The following is a 20,948-nucleotide window of genomic DNA, read 5'->3' on the forward strand; positions in this document are numbered from 1 at the left end:
TACGCGATTTTTTATTTATCTTCTAAAACAGTTGAATGTTTATATCCATAAGTAAAGTAGATAATAATGCCTATTAGGAGAGCAATCCCAAAGGCTATCCATGTTTCAACTGTATACTGAAGCATAAAAGATAAACAGATTAGAATAGAAAAGATTGGTAAAACTGGAACCAGTGGGGTTTTAAATTCTCCCTCTTTGGGCATCCCTTTATCTTTTCTCAGTTTGATAATTCCATATGCTAACAGAATCAAATAAGCCAAGGTACAGATATTTAAAAAGGCTGCAATACTTGCTAAAGAGAAAATTCCTGCAGCTATTGCTGAGACAATTCCTGTTAAAATTGTTGCATTTTTTGGAATACGACTTGTCTTAGTCACTTGTTTAAAAGTTTGAGGCAATAGTCCATCACGAGCCAAGCTATAAATCATTCTAGACAAAGCATAAGTCATGGAAATACATACAGTTATCAATGTAAAAATAGCAACGAGTGACACATAGTTGGCAGCCCATCCAATACCGATACTTCTCAAAGCATAGGCTACTGCATCGTCAACATTGAGTTTGCTATAATGAACAATTCCAGTCAGCACTAATGTTACTAAGGCATAAAGAATGGTTACAATAGTAAGAGATAAAACAATACCACGAGGAACGTTCTTTTGTGGATTTTGAATTTCGTCAACAGCCATTGAAATTGACTCAAAACCTAAGAAACCAAAGAACATAAGCGAAGCACCTGCCATAATACCAGAGCTACCTCCATATATCTTACCAAAACCAAATGGTGCAAAGTCGGACCAGTTTTCTGGTTTGATGTACCAGATTCCAACCAAGATAAACAAAGCCAAGGCTGAAAATTTTAATACAACTAGTATTGAATTGAAATGCAAGGCAGCTTTCGAATTTAAAAGTACAAGTCCTGTCACTAATACCAATACTAGTATGGGCAAGAGATCGATATAAGTTCCCTGTTCTGGATTAAAGGTTCCATTTAAGACTTGAGGCATTGATATTCCAAAGTTACTTAGCAAGCCTTTAAAGTATGCTGCCCAACCCGAAGCAACACCAGAAACAGCTGTCACGAATTCCATAATTGTGAGCCAACCAGCTATCCAAGCTGGAAATTCACCCAAAATTGCGTATAAGTAACTATAAGCTCCACCAGTTGCCGGAACACGAGATGCAAACTCAGCAAAAAAGAGAGCTGAAAGTGACACACATAGAGCAGAAATTACTATTGAAACTACCAATGAGGGGCCAGCCAGAGTTGCTGCTGCAGTTCCAGTGATGGTAAATATTCCTGTACCAACCATGGCACCAATTCCCAAGAGAATTAAATCCCATAATTTCAAATGACGATGCATTTCAGTCTTACCCAGACTAACATCTTTTGTCCTAAAAATATTCATATTTATCCCCCATTTACTGATTTTTGTATTATTCTACCATATATCGTTTTAAATGTGAATATTTATAAACTAAAATTATTAAAAAAACAGAACAAATATAACATTCGTTCTGTCTTTGTTCATATAACCTAGCCAACTGATCCTTCCATCTCATAGCTAATCAAGCGGTTAAGCTCGACAGCGTATTCCATTGGAAGTTCTTTTGTAAATGGCTCTACAAATCCCATGACAATCATCTCAGTTGCTTCAGATTCTGACAGACCACGGCTCATAAGGTAATAGAGTTGCTCTTCAGAAATCTTAGATACCTTGGCTTCGTGCTCCAAAGCTACTTGCGAGTTGTGGATTTCATTAAATGGAATAGTGTCAGATGCTGACAAGTCATCCATGATAATGGTGTCACACTCGATGTGAGAAACAGATTTCTTAGAGTTCTTATTGAAAGTCACTTGTCCACGGTAGTCAACCTTTCCTCCACCTTTAGCGATAGATTTAGAGACAATAGACGAGCTCGTATGTGGAGCATTGTGGATCATTTTGGCACCAGTATCTTGGTGTTGCCCTGCATTGGCAAAGGCAATCGAAAGCATGGTACCACGCGCTCCTTCTCCATCTAGGTAAACAGATGGATATTTCATAGTCGTTTTTGCACCCAAGTTTCCATCAATCCACTCAACAGTCGCATCTTTCAAAGCTTTAGCACGTTTGGTTACCAAGTTATAAACGTTGTCAGACCAGTTTTGGATGGTTGTATAACGCATGTAAGCTCCATCCAAAGCAAAGATTTCTACAATGGCAGCGTGCAAGCTGTTGCTTGAATAAGTTGGCGCTGTACATCCTTCTACGTAGTGAACACTTGCTCCCTCATCAACGATAATCAAAGTACGTTCAAACTGACCAGTATTTTCGTTATTAATACGGAAGTAGGTTTGAAGTGGAATATCTACCTTCACTCCTTTTGGTACATAGATGAAGGTTCCACCAGACCATACTGCTGAGTTAAGGGCAGCCAACTTGTTATCCGTCGGCGGTACCAACTTAGCGAAGTATTGTTTAAACAAGTCTGGGTATTCCTTGAGGGCAGAATCCGTATCTGTAAAGATGATACCTAACTTCTCAAATTCTTCCTTCATGTTGTGGTAAACCACTTCTGACTCATACTGGGCAGAAGCTCCAGCTAGATAGGCACGCTCAGCTTCTGGAATCCCAATCCGTTCAAAGGTTTCTTTGATTTTTTCAGGAACGTCATCCCATGAACGAGCTGGTTTATCAGATGGTTTTTGGTAGTAGATCAAGTCATCAAAGTCAATCTCTGACAAGTCTGCTCCCCAAGTTTGCATGGGCATTTTCATAAAGGTTTCGTAAGATTTCAATCGAAATTCTAACATCCACTCAGGCTCACCCTTAGCAGCGGATAATTCACGAATAACCCCTTCGTTCAATCCTTTACCTGTTGATAAGATTGGTTCCACATCATCATGGAAACCAAATTTATATTCACCAAGATCGATTGGTTTTGGTTCTACTCTTTCTTCAGCCATAATATCCTTTCTTTCATTCTTCATTTCCAGTGATTTATAAGACAAAAGAAACTTGTCTTATTTGTTATCTTGATTTTCAATTGTTTTCTTAAGGGCATTCCAAGCTAGGGTTGCACACTTGATTCGCTGAGGGAATTTAGCAACACCTGACAAGAATGCTGCGTCGCCCAGACTGTCTTGTCTGTCATCTTTTTGACCTTGGACCATTTCTGAAAAAATAGTTGCTAATTCTAATATCTCTTGCTTTGTCTTACCTAAAACTGCATCCGTCATCATACTAGCAGAGGCAGTTGAAATGGTACAGCCTGAGTTTAGAAAAGCGATATCTTCCAAACGTTCATCTGCATCAAACTTAACAGAGAGATTGATGACATCACCACAGGTCGGATTGTTGAGACTGATTTGCTCAGCATCTTCTAATTTCCCTTGGTGATGGGGATTTTTCGAATGGTCCGCTACCACTGCCATATAGAGGCTATCTAGTTTAGAAAGTGCCATTGAAAAACTCCTTTGTCTTTAGTAAGGCATCGACTAGTTTATCGCAATCTGCTTTGGTATTGTAGATATAAAAACTTGCACGAGCTGTTGCTGGGACGTCCAAATATTGAAGCAGAGGTTGCGCACAATGGTGACCCGCACGAACTGCCACTCCTTCATAATCCAGAGCAGTCGCGAGGTCGTGAGGATGAAGGTCCCCTAGATTAAAGGCAATAACTCCTGAACGTTGGGCTAAATCCTGGGAACCATAGATAGTCAAACCTTCAATTGCCCGCAATTTTGGAAAGACGTAGGCTATCAGTTCCTGTTCATGGGCTTCAATCGCATCCATACCGATATTTTCGAGATAATCAACTGCTGCAGCAAGTCCAATAGCCCCAGCCATATTAGGAGTTCCAGCCTCGAATTTCCAAGGCAATTCCTTCCAACTAGCAGATTGCTCATAGACAAAATCAATCATCTCCCCACCAAATTCAACTGGTGACATTTGTTCAAGATGCTTTTCTTTGCCGTAGAGAACACCGATACCAGTAGGGCCAGCCATCTTGTGACCTGAAAAGGCAAAGAAGTCAACATCCAAGTCCTGGACGTCAATCTTCATATGGGGCGTAGATTGTGCTCCATCAACTACCATGATGGCTCCAACCTTGTGGGCCATTTGCGTAATTTCTTTGATAGGATTAACCACACCAAGGACATTTGAGGCGTGAGCTAGCGAAACAAACTTAACTTTGTCAGTCAATTTAGCTCGCAAGTCATCCATATCCAGAGCTCCATCTTTGAGATAGACATAAACAAGCTCTGCTCCAGTCTTTCGGCAAGCTTCCTGCCATGGAATAATATTGGAATGGTGTTCCATGACTGAAATCAAGACCTGGTCACCTTCAGTCAAGATTTCCTCAGCGAAACGTGCCACCCAGTTGAGACTGGTCGTAGTTCCTCTGGTAAAGAGCACTTCTTTTGTCGACTTAGCATTGATGAATTTACGAATGGTTTCACGAGCGGCTTCATAAGATGCTGTCGCCCTTTCAGCCAAGGTATGAACCCCACGGTGAACATTGGCATTTTCCTGCTCATAGTAACGGTTAATGGTTTCCAGAACAGCTAGTGGTTTTTGTGTCGTCGCAGCATTATCAAGATAGACCAAAGGTTCATCGTTGACAATCTGGTCTAAAATTGGAAAATCCTTGCGAATAGCTTCTGCATCTAACATTAAACTCACCTTAGCGTTTTAATAGTTTTTCTTCGATGGTTGCAATCATTTCATCACGAACTTCCTTGACTGGAATCTCAACGATCACAGATCCAAGGAAACCACGGACAACCAAGCGTTCTGCAGTTGCCTTGTCCAATCCACGACTCATGAGGTAGTACATGTCTTCTGGATCCACTTGTCCGATAGACGCTGCATGCCCTGCAGTAACATCATTTTCATCAATTAAAAGAATTGGGTTGGCGTCTGAACGAGCCTGGTCTGAAAGCATGAGAACACGACTTTCTTGTTGGGCATCCGCTCCCTTAGCACCCTTAATAATGTGTCCAATACCGTTGAAGGTCAAAGTTGCTTTTTCAAGGATAACCCCATGTTGAAGGATATTACCGATAGAGTTGCAACCATAGTTAGTTACTCGAGTATCAATCCCCTGTACCTGACGGCCGCTTGAAAGTGCTACGACCTTGAGGTCTGCATGGCTACCATTTCCAAGTAGGTCACTATCAAAGTCAGCAACAACATTTCCTTCGTTCATAACACCGATGGCCCAGTCAATACTTGCATCGTTGCCTAATTTACCACGACGGCTAATGTAGGCAGTGACATTCTCACCAAGACGGTCAATCGCCGCAAACTTCACTTGAGCACCAGAACGTGCAATAACTTCAACTGTAATATTGGCAGTGGCCTTAGCACTAGCTTCACCACGTGACTCAAGACGTTCGAGATAGTTAATTTTAGAGTTTTTACCAGCAATGATCAGAATATGCTTGTTAAACGGCACATCACTATCACTATCTTGGTAGAAAATCCCTTCGATTGGTTCAGTAATTTCAACATTATCAGGAATGTAAAGAACCGCACCACTGTTAAAGTATGCTGTGTGGTAGGCTGCCAACTTATCGTCATCATATTTGACTGATGACATGAAGAATTCTTCTACAAGTTCTGGGATTTCTTCTAAAGCTGAATGGAAGTCTGTAAAGATCACCCCTTGCTCAGCCAACTCAACTGGAATTTGCTCAAAGACTGTTTGAGTACCTAATTGTACCAATTTTAACTGATTGTCAATAGCTGTAAAATCTGGAACATTTGCTGTTGGTTCATTCTCCGTAATCGTTCCATCACCCAGGTTCCAACGATGAAATTTCACACGTTCAATGACTGGTAATTCCAAACTCTCGATGTTATCAAAAGCTTTTAGACGGAGGTCTGATAACCAGCTTGGTTCGACGTGCATTTCTGAAAAAAGTTTAATATTTTCTTTAGTCATTTACTTCTCCTAAAAGATACGAGGGAATTACAATTCTTCCTTGTAGTCATAGCCAAGTTCTTCAGCTAATTTTGCGTATCCTTCACGTTCCAAACGAGCTGCCAATTCAGGACCACCAGAAAGCACTACACGACCATCCATCATTACATGCACCACATCAGGTGTAATGTAGTTAAGGAGACGTTGGTAGTGAGTAATAATCATGGCACCGAAGCCTTCACCACGCATAGCATTAACACCTTTAGAAACAACTTTAAGGGCATCAATATCAAGACCAGAGTCAATCTCATCCAAAAGTGCAAATGTTGGTTCCAACATCAACAGTTGAAGAATTTCATTGCGTTTCTTTTCACCTCCAGAAAAACCTTCATTGAGGTATCGCTCAGCCATTTCTTCTTTCATGTTAAGCAATTCCATTTTCTCATCCAATTTAGTGATGAAATCACGCACTGAAATTTTTTCGTCATCTTCTTTACCAGCATTCATAGCTGCACGAAGAAATTCAGCATTTGTAATTCCAGGAATTTCTGATGGATATTGCATAGCAAGGAAAAGTCCCATACGAGCACGCTCATCAACTTCTAACTCAAGGATGTTCACTCCGTCAAATAGAACCTCACCTTTGGTTACCTCATAGTTAGGGTTTCCCATGATAGCTGCAGAAAGAGTTGATTTACCAGTTCCATTTGGTCCCATGATAGCTGCAATCTCTCCTGTTTTAAGGGTTAAATTAACCCCCTTCAAAATTTCCTTACCTTCAATTTCAACATGAAGATCTATAATCTCAATTACTGACATCTTAATTCCTTTCTTAATGTATATATACTCTTACTAGTATAGCAAAAAAAAGCCTGAAAGGCTTTTATTTTGTCTATAATGTAAGCGCTACTTTCTCCTTTGGATATGGTCATCTATGGCATTGATTATTTTTCCCATAATATAAGAGATACGAAAATTTCTCAGGATCAAAATAGCCCAGAGCAAGGCCATGATATAGCGTTGTTCCATGACTGATTCATTAAAATAATAAGTCTCAGCAGCTGTAAACAAGGCCATAATGATAAATTGTTGTCTGTTCATAGTCTTATTCTTAAAAATCTAATCTTCTGTTATGGTTACTTTATCTGCTAAAAATTCAAAACCTTGAGGGAGTACTGACTCCTCAACATCTTCCTTGATATCTTGTCCTTGAGATGATTTAGCCCTAGCAGAAAAGTCTGCTCGAACTTCTAGCCATTCTTCTTGTGAAATAGCTAAAATTTCTGGAGAAAAACCAGCTGCTTGACTAAGAATATTGCCAAACATTAGATTCAAATTATCTCGTTTCATAGTTTGGCCAGCATTGAAGTTTGATTCAAAGGCGAGAATAGCATGACGTTCATTGGCCGCAACAGGTTGAGAACCAGCTAAAAGTGCCTTATCAGGGCCTGATAAACTTTCAATAACTTCTCCCCATGCATTTTGAAGACGGATTAGATTTTGACGGGCTAAATCAGGACTTTCAACAGCTTCTTGAAGGATGGAATGAACCTTATTACGATCCACACGATAAACAGACTTACTGCCAGACTGTCTAATTACTGGTGATGCTGTTGGTTTTGAACTTGATCCAGAATTAGAAAGAGCCTGTTTCAAACGTGCCACTTCTTCCCTAAGCGAAGCTAATTCATCAGCTACTTGACCTGATAAAGCTGGTTTAACTTCAAGCTCTGCTAGGCGAATGGTCATCATTTCAGCATAAATCTTAGGCTGAAGACTGGCCTTCATATCAGCTAGACTTCTAGTAGCTATGGTAATCATTTCAAATAGGAGATCCTGTGACAGAGATAAGTTATCCTTGAATGTTTGACTATGGTGAGTGTTTTCTCCTCCCGTCTGAACAATCAAAATATCTCGTAAGTACTGCAGCAAATCTGTCACAAAACGTGTCATGCTCTTTCCGTTATCAAAAATCACCTGAAGATTTTCTAAAGCACGGGTAACATCTTTTTGAGCTATTGCAGCCACATAGTCGTCCAAGGCGCTAAGACTAATGGTTCCAGTGATTTCCTCTGAAATGGCTGTTGTCAATCTATCTTCATTGGTGAGACTTAAAGCTTGATCTAAAATTGACAAAGCATCTCGCATACCACCTTCAGCTCTTCTAGCAATAATTTCAACAGCTTCTGTTTCGTAATCAATTCCTTCTTTTTCTAAAATCTGGAAGATATGATCTCGAATATCCTGAGTCTTAATAGATTTAAACTCAAATCGTTGAACACGAGACAAAATTGTCGCAGGAATCTTATGAAGCTCAGTCGTTGCCAAAATAAATACTACATTTGGTGTTGGTTCTTCCAGTGTTTTCAAAAGTGCATTAAAGGCACCAGTCGAAAGCATATGAACTTCGTCGATGATATAAACTTTATAGTGAGCAACACTAGGAGCATAGGTAGATTTGTCACGAATATCTCTAATCTCATCGACCCCATTGTTAGAGGCAGCATCCATTTCAATAACATCTTCCAAACTACCATCTGTAACAGCCTGGCAAATGTAACAGTTATTACAAGGCTCCCCCGCCACTTGATTAGGACAGTTCATGGCCTTAGCAAAAATCTTAGCCACACTAGTCTTACCAGTTCCACGAGGACCTGAAAATAGATAGGCGTGGCTTATTTTTTCCTGTTCAACAGCTTGTTTAAGAGTTTTTGCTACCACCTCTTGACCTACTAGCTGTGAAAAAGTCTGGCTTCTATATTTTCGGTAAAGGGCCTGATACATTATACTTTCTCCTCAAACATTGAAAAGTTCCATTCTGTTTTATCTAGCAAAATAGATACAAACTCTTCTAAATACTTCTGATCAATTTCATCATAATCATCTAAAACAGATGAATCCAAATCCAAAACAGCCAAAAGCTGTCCTTTTTTAACCATAGGAACAACAATTTCACTAAGTGCTTTACTATCACAAGAAATATAGTTAGAATAGTTCTTTACATCCCCAACAATGACCGATTGACGACTGGCTGCTGACTCACCACAAACACCCTTAACAAGAGCAATTCTCACACAAGAAACGCCACCTTGAAAAGGACCTAAAATAAGCTCGTTACCATCAAACAAATAGAAACCTGCAAAAACCGTATTGGGAAAAGTTGATTTTAGTAAGGCACTTGCATTTGATAGATTAGCTAAAACATTGGGCTCTCCTTCTAGGAGAAGAGAGAGCTGTTCATTAAGTGTTTGATAAAGAACTTCTTTTTCTGAATATAACATAGAACCATTATATCAAAAAATACTAGTAGAAAAAAGAAAAATCCCTTGTTTTAAAAACAAAGGATTTATTGATTCTTTAATCAGATTAAAGTTCGATGTCTCCGAACAAGTCAGCCATTGAAAATCCAGTTTGTGTTTCTGGAAGTTCAAAGTCACGTTTTTCTTGACGTTTTGGACGACGTGGACGTGGAGCGCGTTTTTCTTCTTTTTGTCCTTCTTCTTGAGCTGGACGTTCTTCAAGAGCTTTGATAGAAAGTGATACGCGTTCTGCATCTGCGTTAACATCAAGGACTTTAACAGTAACTTCTTGACCAACAGTAAGAGCTTCTTTTGGATTTTCAATACGTTTGTGTGAAATTTGTGATACGTGAACAAGTCCATCGATACCTGGCAATACTTCAACAAATGCACCGAAGTCAGTCAAACGTTTAACTGTTCCTTCTACAACATCACCTTTAGCCAATTTTTGCTCAACGCCATCCCATGGTCCAGGTGTTGTAGCTTTAAGTGAAAGTGAAACACGTCCTTCTTCTTCGTTAAGATCAAGGATTTTAACTTCAACTTCTTCACCAACAGTTACAACTGATTTTGGTGAAACGTTGCGTTCGTGTGACAATTCAGTTAAGTGAACCAATCCATCAACACCACCAAGGTCAATAAATGCACCAAAGCTTGTGATGCGCGCAACTTTACCAGTTACAACATCACCAACAGCTAATTTACCAAATACTTCAGCACGAGCTGCTGCTGTAGCTGCTTCAACAACTTCACGACGTGAAAGGATGAAGCGGTTTTCTTTAGCGTCAACTTCTTTGATTTTAGCTTCAAATTCTTGACCTACAAAACGCTCAGTGTTGCGTACGAAACGAGTGTCCAACATTGAAGCTGGGATAAATCCACGTACACCTTCAAATTCAACTGAAAGTCCGCCTTTAACAGCGCGAGTTCCTTTAACTGTAACAACTTCTTCTTCGCGTCCTACAAGTTTGTCCCATGCTTTGCGAGCTTCAAGGCGTTTTTTAGATACAAGGTATGTTACTGTATCAGTATCTTTACCAACTACTTGACGAAGTACAAGAACATCCAATACTTCACCTACTTTTACAAAGTCATTGATATCTGCATCACGATCGTTTGTCAATTCGCGAAGAGTCAAGACACCTTCAACACCAGTTCCAGAGATTGCAACGTTAGCTTGAGTAGCATCTACTGTCAATACTTCAGCACTAACAACATCACCAGGTTCAACTTGGCTAACGCTATTTAGCAAATCTTCAAATTCGTTCATCTAAAAAATCCTCCAACAATCAAGCCTTTCTATAGCTTGACATACTTATAATTTTTTTTCCTAAGCACCCGCAAGGACATGTTTATATCGTTCACGTCTTTCAATTATAAAAATAAAATACCCTAAGATATTTTCCCTTTAATCTTGAATTTATTACCTAAGAACTGGGGTAGCTGGATTCGAACCAACGCATGAGGGAGTCAAAGTCCCTTGCCTTACCGCTTGGCTATACCCCAATAGTGATATGGAGAGAGAGGGATTCGAACCCCCGAACCCGAAGGAGCGGATTTACAGTCCGCCGCGTTTAGCCTCTTCGCTATCTCTCCGACAATCAACAAAGTTTATTATATCATGAAATTTTACAAAAAACAAGCACTATTTTGCTAAATTGTAGTTTTCAATCAATACTTCAACAGCTTGGTCAAGTTTCTTATAGAAAGCATCTACATTCCCATTCTTGATGATGGCAAATTGATTGTCTAATTCGGCAATTTCACCAATAATCTTTTTCCCAATAGTTAACGTATAACCATCATATTTTTCTTTCCCAACTAATACAGTTGCATCTGATAATTGAATTTCAATTTTTTTATCTTTTTTACTCATACCATACCTCTTTTCACTTTATCTATTTTACAAGAAATTCCCTAATCTAGCAAGAAAAAACTCTCTATCAAGCTTAGCTTGATAGAGAGTTTAATGAATAAAATAAGGAATTTTTAAATTTGAATATTGAATCATTAGTGAGTCGCCCCTCCGACTAATTTCAAATCTTTATCTTTATGGTCTACGATAGCACCAATCGCAGCTTCGATACCTCTGACAATATCTCTTAAGCACATGGATGCAGTATTAGGCTTATTTACCACTTGTTCTGTCATATAGGGAATATGCATAAAACCTGCCCTCATATTAGGGAATTTCTTATTCGCTAAATAGAGTGCCTGATACATCAGATGATTGCAAACAAAGGTTCCTGCTGAATTGGATACTGCTGCAGGCAGCCCTTCTTCTTTTATAGCTTGTACCATTGCTTTGATAGGGAGTGTGCTAAAATAGGCTGCTTCTCCATCAAGGCGAATGGGAGTGTCAATCGGTTGATTTCCTTGGTTATCTGGAATTCTAGCATCATCTTGATTGATAGCAACTCTCTCAGGAGTTAAACTCGCTCTTCCTCCTGCTTGTCCGATGCAAAGCACCACATCTGGGTGGTATCGATTTATTTCTGCTTCTAAAACCTCTGCTGATTTATAAAAGACTGTTGGAATCTCTACCCAGCGAATCTCAGCTCCATGAATTACAGACGGTAATGATTTAACTGCTTCTAGAGCTGGATTGACCTTTTCACCACCAAAAGGATCAAATCCTGTAACTAATATTTTCATTTTATTTCCTTTACTAAAATGCCAAAAAGTACATCAGAAATACATGTATGATAATCATGACAATAGCTACTCCTACTTGCGCTTTGATAACGCCATTTGGATCTTTCATATCCAAAAGGGCTACAGGTAATGTATTGAAATTGGCAGCCATTGGGGTTAATAGAGTCCCACAACAACCTGCTGTCATAGCAAGAGCACCCGCCACGATTGGATCTGCTCCCAAGGAAAATACAAAGGGAACACCAATTCCAGCAGTAATGACAATAAAGGCCGCAAAGGCATTTCCCATAATCATTGAAAATAGAACCATTCCCAACACATAAGCCACTACACCCATCAACCGACTCCCCGAAGGCACAAAACCACTTATCAGATGTGACATTAAATCTCCAACTCCTGCTACGGTAAAAATTGCTCCCAAAGCTCCTAAAAGTTGGGGCACAATCCCACTAGTTGAGACTTGCTGAACCATGCGATTATTTTCTCCCAGCAAGCTTTTAGGAGAACTCTTAGTAATCAACAAAAGAGAGATGGTTGCAAGAAATGCTGCAAGGCTGATAGCAATCTTACTAAACTCAGGGATCATTTTTGCTAATACTAAAGCAATCAAAGCCATCAACATAACCGGAATAAAAATTTTATTCTTCAACCGTTTAGCTTCAATATTTGCCTTGACTTCATTCAGAGACGGCAAGGTTCCGATACGAACCTGTTTAAAGAGTGTTAGTAGGGCTAAGAGCACTACGATAATTCCAATACAGATAGATGGTAAATAGGAACCGCCAATAAAACTGATTCCCAATAAAGCCCAAAACCCAGCTGTTCCATATCGAACTGGGTTTGTTTTGTCTTTATAGCTACAATAGGCCGTGTGAAGAAATTGACAACCAATCACAATATAGGTTAACTCTAATAAATGTCTTGCTAGATTGGTCATTCTTCTTTTCCTTTACTAAGCTTATTCGCTAGCAGTTTTCTATCAAATAAGTAATTGTAAATCCCTACCACAAGCAGGGCAACTCCTGCAACAATAAGAGAAGCTGAAGCGATCCCTGCATAATTACTTTCGTAACCTAATTGGTCCAGAGTGCCCCCAACTAAGAGGACACCACCTGCACCAACGAAAGTATTCTGAGCAAAGAAATTTGCAAAATTATCATTTGCTGCTGCACGCGCTTTTAGCGCTTCGCTCTCCTGCTCCGTTAATTTTCTACCTAATTGTGACTCTGCCGCTGCTTGTCCCATGGGTTGAACCAGAGGCCTTACAAACTGCGGCTGCCCTCCTAGACGAATGGCAAAGAACCCGTCGAGTTCCCGAAAAAAGAAATAAATTGTATAAAAACTTCCTACGGTCAGCCCCTTTATCCTTTGAATCAAGTCAATCGACCGTTGCTTGAGGCCAAAAGTTTCAGATAAACCTACCAGGGGCAAGGTTACCATAAAAATCGTAAGAACTCGTTGATTGCTAAATTCTCTTCCTAAAATTTCCAAGAACTCAACAAGAGAAACTCCAGAAACTAGAGCTGTAACTAAACTAGCTAAGACTACCGTTGCGATGGTATCTAATTTATAGATAAATCCAACCACAATGATAACTATCCCTATTAGTTTAATCCATTCCATATAGGCCCCTTTATTCCAAAAATACTAGTCTGTTTTATTTGACATGACTTTCTAGTTCTTTTTGGTATTTACTGTTTGATTCCAATTTTTCTTTTTGCCATTTTTCAAGAGCTGCTTGATATTCTTTAGCAGATACAATTTCTTTTTGCAATTTCATTCCCTTGAAGATATATGGATCACCCTTAATACCTACTTGTGAGTAAGGTTTAGAGAAAGGAACAACGTTGCTGACAACTGGTGAACCACCTGATGAAGCGGTTGGCATTAAGAGAGAGCTATCAGTAAGCCATGCTTGAGCTTTAGCATATTTTTCATATCTCTTGTCCAAATCGTTTGTTTCAGAAACTGCATCATCCAAGAGTTTCTTATATTCGTCCAGACCAAGTTGAACTACTACTTCCTTGTCTTTACCTTTCGTAATACCAAGGTGTTTCATAGCAGAACCAGTCTTAGGATCCATGATATTAAGATAACTTGCTGGGTCTTGGTAGCTTGGAGCCCATCCAGTACTGTTCAAGTCATAGTCTTTTTGGGCTGGAACACGCGCTTGCGATGTAATGCTTTCCTTTTCGTTATCGGTCATCTGAAGGACATCGATCACGACATTTTCAGAACCAAGAGTTGACTCGATTGATTGTTTGAAGGAGTTGCTTTGTTGAACGGCAATGGTATCTGTCTGTTCAACTGGAACATCCAAGTGAATTGGGAAGGTTACGCCTTTTGATTCCAATTCTTTCTTAGCTTTTTCAAATGAAGCTTTTGCTTTGTCAGGATTGTAGATGGTATCTTTTCCGTCTACAAGCTCAACGCCTTTCCATTGGTCTCCATAGTTGACCAATTCTGCTTGAGCGATGTCACCAAAGTTTTTACCGCCAGATTGTACAAAGTTATCTGGAACTAGACTGTTACGAATGATCTTGTCCGCACCATCTTCACCATTGAGCTGTGCAGCATAAGAATGACGGTTGAAGGCAAAGTTGATTGCTTGACGGAAGTCCTTGTTCAACATCGCTTCTTTTGTAGAAATTTTCTGTTCTTCACTTGTTTTCGCAGTCTTATTGTAAGATTGACGGTTTACGTTAAAGGTAAAGTAATAACTAGTTGAATCCTGTGGACTGTATGTGATTTTATCTCCGTATTGTTCCAATGTAGAAGCAAAGTTTGAGCTACTTGGGAAGATACGAGCTGTTGTATAAACACCTGAAGAGAAGCTACGGATTAATGATTCTTGGTCTGAACCATCATAGTAGGTCAATTTTACTTTCTCAATTTTAACCTTCTCTTTATCCCAATAATTTGGGTTCTTTTCGTATTCGATTAAAGATTTTGAAGTCAATGTCTTCAGGATATACGGACCGTTATAAAGAATACCAGATGGACTTACTGCTCCGTAGTTCTTACCTGAAGCTTTGAGGAATTCCTCATTTACCGGCAACATGGTAGCTGAAGTTACTTTCGAATTCCAGAAACTTTCAGGTGCATTAAGAGTATACTGGACTGTGTAGTCATCCAATGCCTTAACCCCAACTGTAGAGAAATCATTAGTCTCACCAGTCATATATTCATTCAAGCCCTTAATGGAGTTTTGAATAAGAGTGACACCGTCTGATTTACCATCTGCTACGTGTTTTAGTCCAGTAACAAAGTCATGCGCAGTTACTTCAGCGTATTCTTCACCTTCTGACGTGTACCATTTAACCCCTTTACGAAGTTTATAAGTATAAGTCAAACCGTCTTGTGAGACACTCCAGTCTTCTGCTAGTGAAGGAACCAAATTTCCATATTCGTCGTTTTCCAACAATCCATCAACAACGTTACCAATAATATCCGTTGTTGAAGTACGAGTTGCAATACTGTAGTCCAAAGATGATGGGTCTACTCCATAGACATAAGAGAAGGTTGTAGGTGCATCTGCTTCTTTATCAGCTTTGCCACAAGCCACAAGAAGAACTGCTGTACTCAGGACAACTCCTGCTGTTAACATCCACTTTTTCGTTTTCATAAAGATCTCCTTTAATAATGTTTAATCTACTTTTACAATCCAACCTTCTGGCGCTTTAATGTCACCAAATTGGATACCTGTCAATTCATCGTATAGTTTACGAGTCACTGGACCAACCTCTGTTTCACTGTAAAAAACATGAAAATCATCACCGTGTTGGATTCCCCCAATAGGTGAGATTACTGCTGCTGTTCCACAGGCACCTGCTTCTACAAATCGATCCAGACTATCAATTGGTACATCACCCTCGACAGGCTTCAATCCTAAACGATGCTCTGCCAAGTAAAGTAATGAGTACTTGGTAATGGATGGTAAGATTGATGGACTCAATGGCGTTACAAACTCATTATCAGCTGTAATTCCAAAGAAGTTCGCTGAACCAACTTCTTCAATCTTAGTGTGGGTTGATGGGTCTAGATAAATAACATCTGAGAAATGACGGGATTTAGCCATTTTTCCTGGCAAAAGACTAGCGGCATAGTTACCACCGACCTTGGCAGCTCCTGTTCCATTCGGTGCCGCACGGTCGTACTCATCTTGAATCAAAAAATTAGTCGGTGTCAGCCCACCCTTGAAATAGTTTCCAACAGGCATAGCAAAGATAGTGAAAATATACTCCTCGGCTGGTTTTACCCCGATGATATCTCCGACACCAATCAAGAGCGGACGAAGATAAAGGGTTCCACCAGTTCCGTAAGGTGGTACGTATTCTTCATTAGCTCGAACTACTGACTTACAAGCCTCTACAAACATTTCTGTTGGCACTTGGGGCATCAAGAGACGGTCGCAGGTACGTTGGAGTCGTTTAGCATTTTCATCTGGACGGAAGAGTTGAATACTGCCATCCTTTGTACGATAGGCTTTCAATCCTTCAAATGCTTGCTGTCCATAGTGAAGGCTTGGAGATGATTCTGAAATATGCAAGGTTGCATCTTCTGTTAATTCTCCCTGATTCCATTGTCCATTTTGAAAATGAGCAATGTAACGATAAGGTAATTTCATATAGGCAAAACCGAGATTTTCCCAATCAATTGCAACTGTCATATTTTTCTCCTTTATACTAATCAAAACTATGTGTTCTATTCTACACTATTCTCCTAAAAATTCAAGTATTATTTGTAATTTTCTGAAAATTTTACTTATAAAAAATCAGTCACTAGGACTGATTTTCTTCTTAATTATCTTTTTCTTCTTTAAAGACTTCTTTGAGATAGGCATCGAAAACTTCCTCGTCTGAAATAGTATCTGAGATAAAACTTCCATTACTTGTGCGCTCTGATAGATTCAAATCTTGCAAGATTGATTCGTAAATTGTTCCATTATTTGATTGAACAACCAGAGTTTGTTCACCATCTTCTACTTCTGTACTGAAGAGATCTCCGATAAATCCTTGTTCTGAGACAGCACCGGCCAAGAAGACGCGGTGTGGTTTACTCTTCAATTCTCTCAGAACTTGAAGACCACGCTTAGCACGACTAGTTGCTGGAATTTCCTCTGTTGATACACGTTTCAAGCTTCCACGCTGCGTTAACAGATAGAAAGATGAAGTATTGCAGATAAAGGCGGCTTGAAGCTCATCATCTGCTTTCAGATTCATAGCTTTAACACCTGCAGCCTTGGCTCCAACAACTGGAACCTCTTCGATATTAAAGCGAAGGGCATATCCATTTTTACTAATCAACAAAACATCATCCAATTTAATCGGAGCTACTGCTACAATCAGGTCACTATCGTCTTTCAACTTGGCATATTTGACAGACTTAGAACGATAGGTTCTCCATGGAGAAAATTCTTTGCGTTCTACACGTTTGATTTGTCCAAGGCGGGTCGCTGCAAAGTAGGTTGTCGCATCTTCAAACTGATCCACAACTTCTACGTATAGCACTTCTTCATTGGTTTCAAAGTTTGTAATCGTTTGGCTCAAGTGCTCCCCGATATCCTTCCAACGAATATCTGCTAATTCATGGACAGGACGGTAGATTACATTTCCTAGTGTTGTAAAGATTAAGAGATGTTGAGTTGTCTTGACAGATTGGATAAATAGTAATCGGTCATCATCCCGTTTACCAATTTCTTCAAGTGTTGAAGCTGCAAAAGAACGTGGACTAGTACGTTTAATGTAGCCTGCTTTAGTTACGCTGACATAGGTATCTTCCTCTGCGATAAGGCTAGCTGTATCAATCTCGATCACTTTTGCTGTATCTTCTAAAGAACTCAAACGAGGTGTCGCAAACTGTCTCTTGACCTCACGAAGTTCTTTTTTCATGAGGTTGTACATAGTCCGTTCGTCACCAATAATAGCCGCCAGCATAGCAATTTTTTCGCGAAGTTCTGCTTCTTCTTCCTGCAAGACAACTACGTCTGTATTGGTCAAACGGTATAGTTGCAAGGTAACAATAGCTTCAGCCTGCTCTTCAGTAAAATCATAGCTGACCTTGAGGTTCTCTTTGGCATCAGCCTTGTTCTCAGAAGCACGTATAAGAGCAATGACTTCATCTAAAATAGAGATGACACGAATCAAACCTTCCACGATATGGAGACGTTTTTCAGCCTTTTCCTTGTCAAAGCGAGAACGTGCCAAGATGACATCACGACGGTGGGCAATATAGCTAGATAAGATAGGAACAATTCCAACCTGACGAGGGGTGAAATTGTCAATCGCAACCATATTAAAGTTGTAGTTGATTTGCAAGTCAGTATATTTAAAAAGATAGTTGAGAACAAGCTCTGTATTTGCATCTTTCTTGAGTTCGATAGCAATACGAAGACCGTCACGGTCAGACTCATCACGAACCTCAGCGATTCCTGCCACCTTGTTATTGACACGTACTTCATCGATTTTCTTGACTAAGTTAGCCTTATTAATCTCATAAGGAATCTCAGTGATAACGATTTGTTCCTTACCACCTTTTAACTTCTCAATTTCAGTCTTGGAACGAACAACCACGCGCCCCTTACCAGTTTCATAGGCTTTTTTGATCTCGTCACGACCTTGGATGATAGCTCCTGTAGGAAAGTCTGGCCCAGGCAAGAATTCCATCAACTTATCGACCTTAGCAGTTGGGTGATCAATCATGTAGACTGTCGCATCGATAACCTCTGCCAAATTATGCGGTGGAATATCTGTGGCATAACCAGCTGAAATACCTGTAGAACCATTGACTAAAAGGTTTGGAAAGGCTGCTGGTAAGACAGTTGGCTCTTTCTCGGTATCGTCAAAGTTCCAAGCAAAGGGAACTGTCTTTTTATCGATATCTTGAAGAAGGTAGCCTGCAATCTCTGATAAACGAGCTTCCGTATAACGCATAGCCGCAGGTGGATCTCCGTCCATGGAACCGTTATTCCCGTGCATTTCAACTAGAATCTCACGGTTTTTCCAGTCCTGAGACATACGAACCATGGCATCATAGATAGAAGAGTCCCCGTGTGGGTGGAAATTCCCCATGATGTTCCCGACAGACTTGGCAGACTTACGGTAGCTCTTGTCAAAGGTATTGCCATCCTTATTCATAGAATAAAGAATACGGCGTTGGACCGGCTTCAATCCATCCCGAATGTCTGGCAAAGCCCGATCTTGAATGATATATTTGGAGTAGCGACCAAAGCGCTCTCCCATGATGTCCTCCAAGGACATATTTTGGATATTACTCATATAGGATACAAAGCCCGTAAAATGCAAAGTGAAAATAGGAAATTCTTACAGTGAGCGATGCTCACAAGAGAATTTATCTTTTTCACACAGCATTTAGGGCGTGTTCAACTCCTTTCAAAAAAAGTAGAGTAGGTTTTATAGAAAAGGATTTCAGTTACTTTATATAACTAAACTATCCTTTCTGTAGTTTAAAGTTTTGAAAATCTTTATCAGGTTATAACATTTTAGTTTATTTAAATTTAGCTAGAAGGCACTTGTTCAACTTTTCTTTGTACAAAAAATAAATATATGGAAGGAAGAAATGAAATAACAGCGGTCCCAATAAGCAAAGCATTAAATACATTTTGATGTCCATGAAAAACTTCATTCCAATACACAGTATTAACAATATGGAAGGATAAACCAATTAAATAGCAGAGACTAATAACTATAATCTTCCACTTTAATAAAGAATAGATATTAGTTAATCGAAGAGCATGATATACTACTGCTGTAATGAGCATTGGAAAACAAAAAGAAATTAGAAAGAATTGGAATCTTAAAGCATCATCAAAAAGCTCTGTTCGATCTATTGAAACAAGCCAAATATTACACAAGGTTATAACAATCGGGAAAAACAATCCATACACCCTTTTATTTAACTTATTTCTTTTAAGAGCTAGAAAGATAGACAATACAATTATCAGAATTTGTAGCCCTGGAAATCCCATAAAAAATATAGCAAATACATATTCTAACATATTAGTTTAACCTTTCCTTCGCATACTCAATCATCTTCTCAGCCACTTCTTTTTCATACTTAAAGCCCATCTTTTGAGCAAGATATTGAGCTTCCTGGTGGAAAAATTCCATGGTTGCTAATAAAGACTGAGTGATTTTGTCTAAACTTGAGAAATCAAGAAGAGCAGAGAATTCCTTCTCCTTCTCAATTGGCAAGTAGTTGAAGAGATACTTGTAATTTTTACCAATGTCGACAGCACCTCTATCACTTGCTATCTGCCAGGCTAAGATTTTCAACAGTTCTTGCTGACAAATACCGTAGAGATGGTCAGTCGCATAGATGATTTGCTTGCGACAAATTCCTTTAACCACGTAGGCTGACACCCACCAAAATTCATTGCAAGATTTGTCAAAGTCAGTCGCACTGGCTGGTGCCGTCCAATAGCGCTTAGGCGTCGGTGCATAAGGGACAAAGAGCCCCTGCGGGTCATTCAGCACCGTGAAATCTGCTTCACTATCCACCCACTCTTTGATGTGCTCTTTGGGGCAGAGGGTCAAATCGATCCGATTGCCATCCTCAAAGAGCATGAGATAAAGGCGACGGTGTTCCAGTACATTATACTGTTCAATCAAGCGTTTGCCAAACCGATCCAACCAAGCAAGGTCGGCTATCAGACCATCCAAATCTTCCATGATATAAACTACATCATAGTCTTGGAACTCGTCCTTGGGAGCCTTTGGGTTTGTCCGCGAGCCGGACATGGCGACTGCATCGACCTGTAGCACTTTTGCGGTTTGCAAAATCACATCAAACATCTCGGTTTCAGTTCTCATGGGAATACCTGCCTTTTTAGTGTAAACTCTTGATTCTGTAAAGGACATGTCTATAAAGCGGACTGTCTGCTGGAACTTTTTCATTATCAAATTCTTTGACAAATTCCATGCCCAGTTTTTGCATGACTTTTTGCGAAAGTTGATTGAGTAAGGATGTAAAAGAGTAAACTTCTGACAAGCCAGCTTGCTGAAAAGCAAAGTCTAGACAGGCTTGGGCAGCCTCCGTCGCATAACCATCTTAGCTAGTTCA

At 39.7% G+C, this 20,948-nt stretch carries 19 protein-coding genes, 2 tRNA genes and 1 pseudogene; all 22 read right to left on the minus strand.

What is annotated here, in order from left to right; translation table 11 throughout:
• Positions 1–11 precede the first annotated feature (11 nt).
• Positions 12–1,409, minus strand: coding sequence for an APC family permease (locus BQ2679_RS08310; RefSeq protein ID WP_075567737.1), 1,398 nt, complete (start codon positions 1,407–1,409; stop codon positions 12–14).
• Between the two features lie 128 nt (positions 1,410–1,537).
• Positions 1,538–2,950: a Fe-S cluster assembly protein SufB gene (gene sufB / locus BQ2679_RS08315; protein WP_075567738.1), complete on the minus strand. Its 1,413-nt coding sequence runs from the start codon at positions 2,948–2,950 to the stop codon at positions 1,538–1,540.
• A 57-nt stretch (positions 2,951–3,007) separates the two neighbouring features.
• Complete coding sequence (gene sufU / locus BQ2679_RS08320) at positions 3,008–3,448, minus strand: Fe-S cluster assembly sulfur transfer protein SufU (protein ID WP_075567739.1); 441 nt, start codon at positions 3,446–3,448, stop codon at positions 3,008–3,010.
• On the minus strand, positions 3,435–4,661 hold the full coding sequence (locus BQ2679_RS08325; RefSeq protein WP_075567740.1) for a cysteine desulfurase: 1,227 nt from the start codon (positions 4,659–4,661) through the stop codon (positions 3,435–3,437). The genes sufU and BQ2679_RS08325 overlap by 14 nt, the downstream gene beginning before the upstream one ends.
• Before the next feature lie 10 nt (positions 4,662–4,671).
• Complete coding sequence (gene sufD, locus BQ2679_RS08330) at positions 4,672–5,934, minus strand: Fe-S cluster assembly protein SufD (protein WP_075567741.1); 1,263 nt, start codon at positions 5,932–5,934, stop codon at positions 4,672–4,674.
• Between the two features lie 27 nt (positions 5,935–5,961).
• Complete coding sequence (gene sufC / locus BQ2679_RS08335) at positions 5,962–6,732, minus strand: Fe-S cluster assembly ATPase SufC (RefSeq protein WP_075567742.1); 771 nt, start codon at positions 6,730–6,732, stop codon at positions 5,962–5,964.
• Positions 6,733–6,819: 87 nt separating this feature from the next.
• Positions 6,820–7,014, minus strand: coding sequence for a DUF3272 family protein (locus tag BQ2679_RS08340; protein ID WP_075567743.1), 195 nt, complete (start codon positions 7,012–7,014; stop codon positions 6,820–6,822).
• Between the two features lie 18 nt (positions 7,015–7,032).
• A complete protein-coding gene (gene dnaX, locus BQ2679_RS08345) occupies positions 7,033–8,697 on the minus strand; it encodes a DNA polymerase III subunit gamma/tau (protein ID WP_075567744.1) in 1,665 nt (554 codons plus the stop codon).
• Positions 8,697–9,194, minus strand: a complete 498-nt coding sequence (locus BQ2679_RS08350; protein ID WP_075567745.1) for a GAF domain-containing protein — start codon at positions 9,192–9,194, stop codon at positions 8,697–8,699. The genes dnaX and BQ2679_RS08350 overlap by 1 nt, the downstream gene beginning before the upstream one ends.
• 85 nt (positions 9,195–9,279) lie before the next feature.
• On the minus strand, positions 9,280–10,482 hold the full coding sequence (gene rpsA, locus BQ2679_RS08355) for a 30S ribosomal protein S1 (protein ID WP_075567746.1): 1,203 nt from the start codon (positions 10,480–10,482) through the stop codon (positions 9,280–9,282).
• Positions 10,483–10,646: 164 nt separating this feature from the next.
• Positions 10,647–10,718: transfer RNA gene (locus BQ2679_RS08360), tRNA-Gln, on the minus strand.
• Between the two features lie 9 nt (positions 10,719–10,727).
• Positions 10,728–10,808: transfer RNA gene (locus BQ2679_RS08365), tRNA-Tyr, on the minus strand.
• Between the two features lie 49 nt (positions 10,809–10,857).
• Positions 10,858–11,088 (minus strand): DUF2969 domain-containing protein, encoded by a 231-nt coding sequence (locus tag BQ2679_RS08370; RefSeq protein ID WP_075567747.1) that lies wholly within the window; start codon positions 11,086–11,088, stop codon positions 10,858–10,860.
• A gap of 134 nt (positions 11,089–11,222) precedes the next feature.
• Positions 11,223–11,867, minus strand: coding sequence for a pyroglutamyl-peptidase I (gene pcp / locus BQ2679_RS08375; protein ID WP_075567748.1), 645 nt, complete (start codon positions 11,865–11,867; stop codon positions 11,223–11,225).
• A 13-nt stretch (positions 11,868–11,880) separates the two neighbouring features.
• On the minus strand, positions 11,881–12,804 hold the full coding sequence (locus BQ2679_RS08380; RefSeq protein WP_075567749.1) for a DUF979 domain-containing protein: 924 nt from the start codon (positions 12,802–12,804) through the stop codon (positions 11,881–11,883).
• Positions 12,801–13,490 carry a DUF969 domain-containing protein gene (locus BQ2679_RS08385; protein ID WP_075567750.1) on the minus strand — a complete coding sequence of 230 codons (690 nt, stop codon included), beginning with the start codon at positions 13,488–13,490 and terminating at the stop codon, positions 12,801–12,803. The genes BQ2679_RS08380 and BQ2679_RS08385 overlap by 4 nt, the downstream gene beginning before the upstream one ends.
• Before the next feature lie 34 nt (positions 13,491–13,524).
• Complete coding sequence (locus tag BQ2679_RS08390) at positions 13,525–15,492, minus strand: peptide ABC transporter substrate-binding protein (protein ID WP_075567751.1); 1,968 nt, start codon at positions 15,490–15,492, stop codon at positions 13,525–13,527.
• A 21-nt stretch (positions 15,493–15,513) separates the two neighbouring features.
• The gene (locus tag BQ2679_RS08395; RefSeq protein WP_075567752.1) at positions 15,514–16,536 is read right to left on the minus strand and encodes a branched-chain amino acid aminotransferase; all 1,023 of its coding nucleotides are present in this window, start codon (positions 16,534–16,536) and stop codon (positions 15,514–15,516) included.
• Positions 16,537–16,666: 130 nt separating this feature from the next.
• Positions 16,667–19,144, minus strand: coding sequence for a DNA topoisomerase IV subunit A (gene parC, locus BQ2679_RS08400; protein ID WP_075567753.1), 2,478 nt, complete (start codon positions 19,142–19,144; stop codon positions 16,667–16,669).
• 239 nt (positions 19,145–19,383) lie between these two features.
• A complete protein-coding gene (locus BQ2679_RS08405; RefSeq protein ID WP_075567754.1) occupies positions 19,384–19,884 on the minus strand; it encodes a hypothetical protein in 501 nt (166 codons plus the stop codon).
• Position 19,885: 1 nt separating this feature from the next.
• Complete coding sequence (locus tag BQ2679_RS08410) at positions 19,886–20,698, minus strand: aminoglycoside 6-adenylyltransferase (protein WP_075567755.1); 813 nt, start codon at positions 20,696–20,698, stop codon at positions 19,886–19,888.
• A gap of 16 nt (positions 20,699–20,714) precedes the next feature.
• Positions 20,715–20,933: pseudogene (locus tag BQ2679_RS08415) on the minus strand (GNAT family N-acetyltransferase); the annotation flags it as partial.
• Between the last annotated feature and the right edge of the window lie 15 nt (positions 20,934–20,948).

The organism is Streptococcus timonensis (genome assembly GCF_900095845.1).
Classification (GTDB): Bacteria; Bacillota; Bacilli; order Lactobacillales; family Streptococcaceae; genus Streptococcus; species Streptococcus timonensis.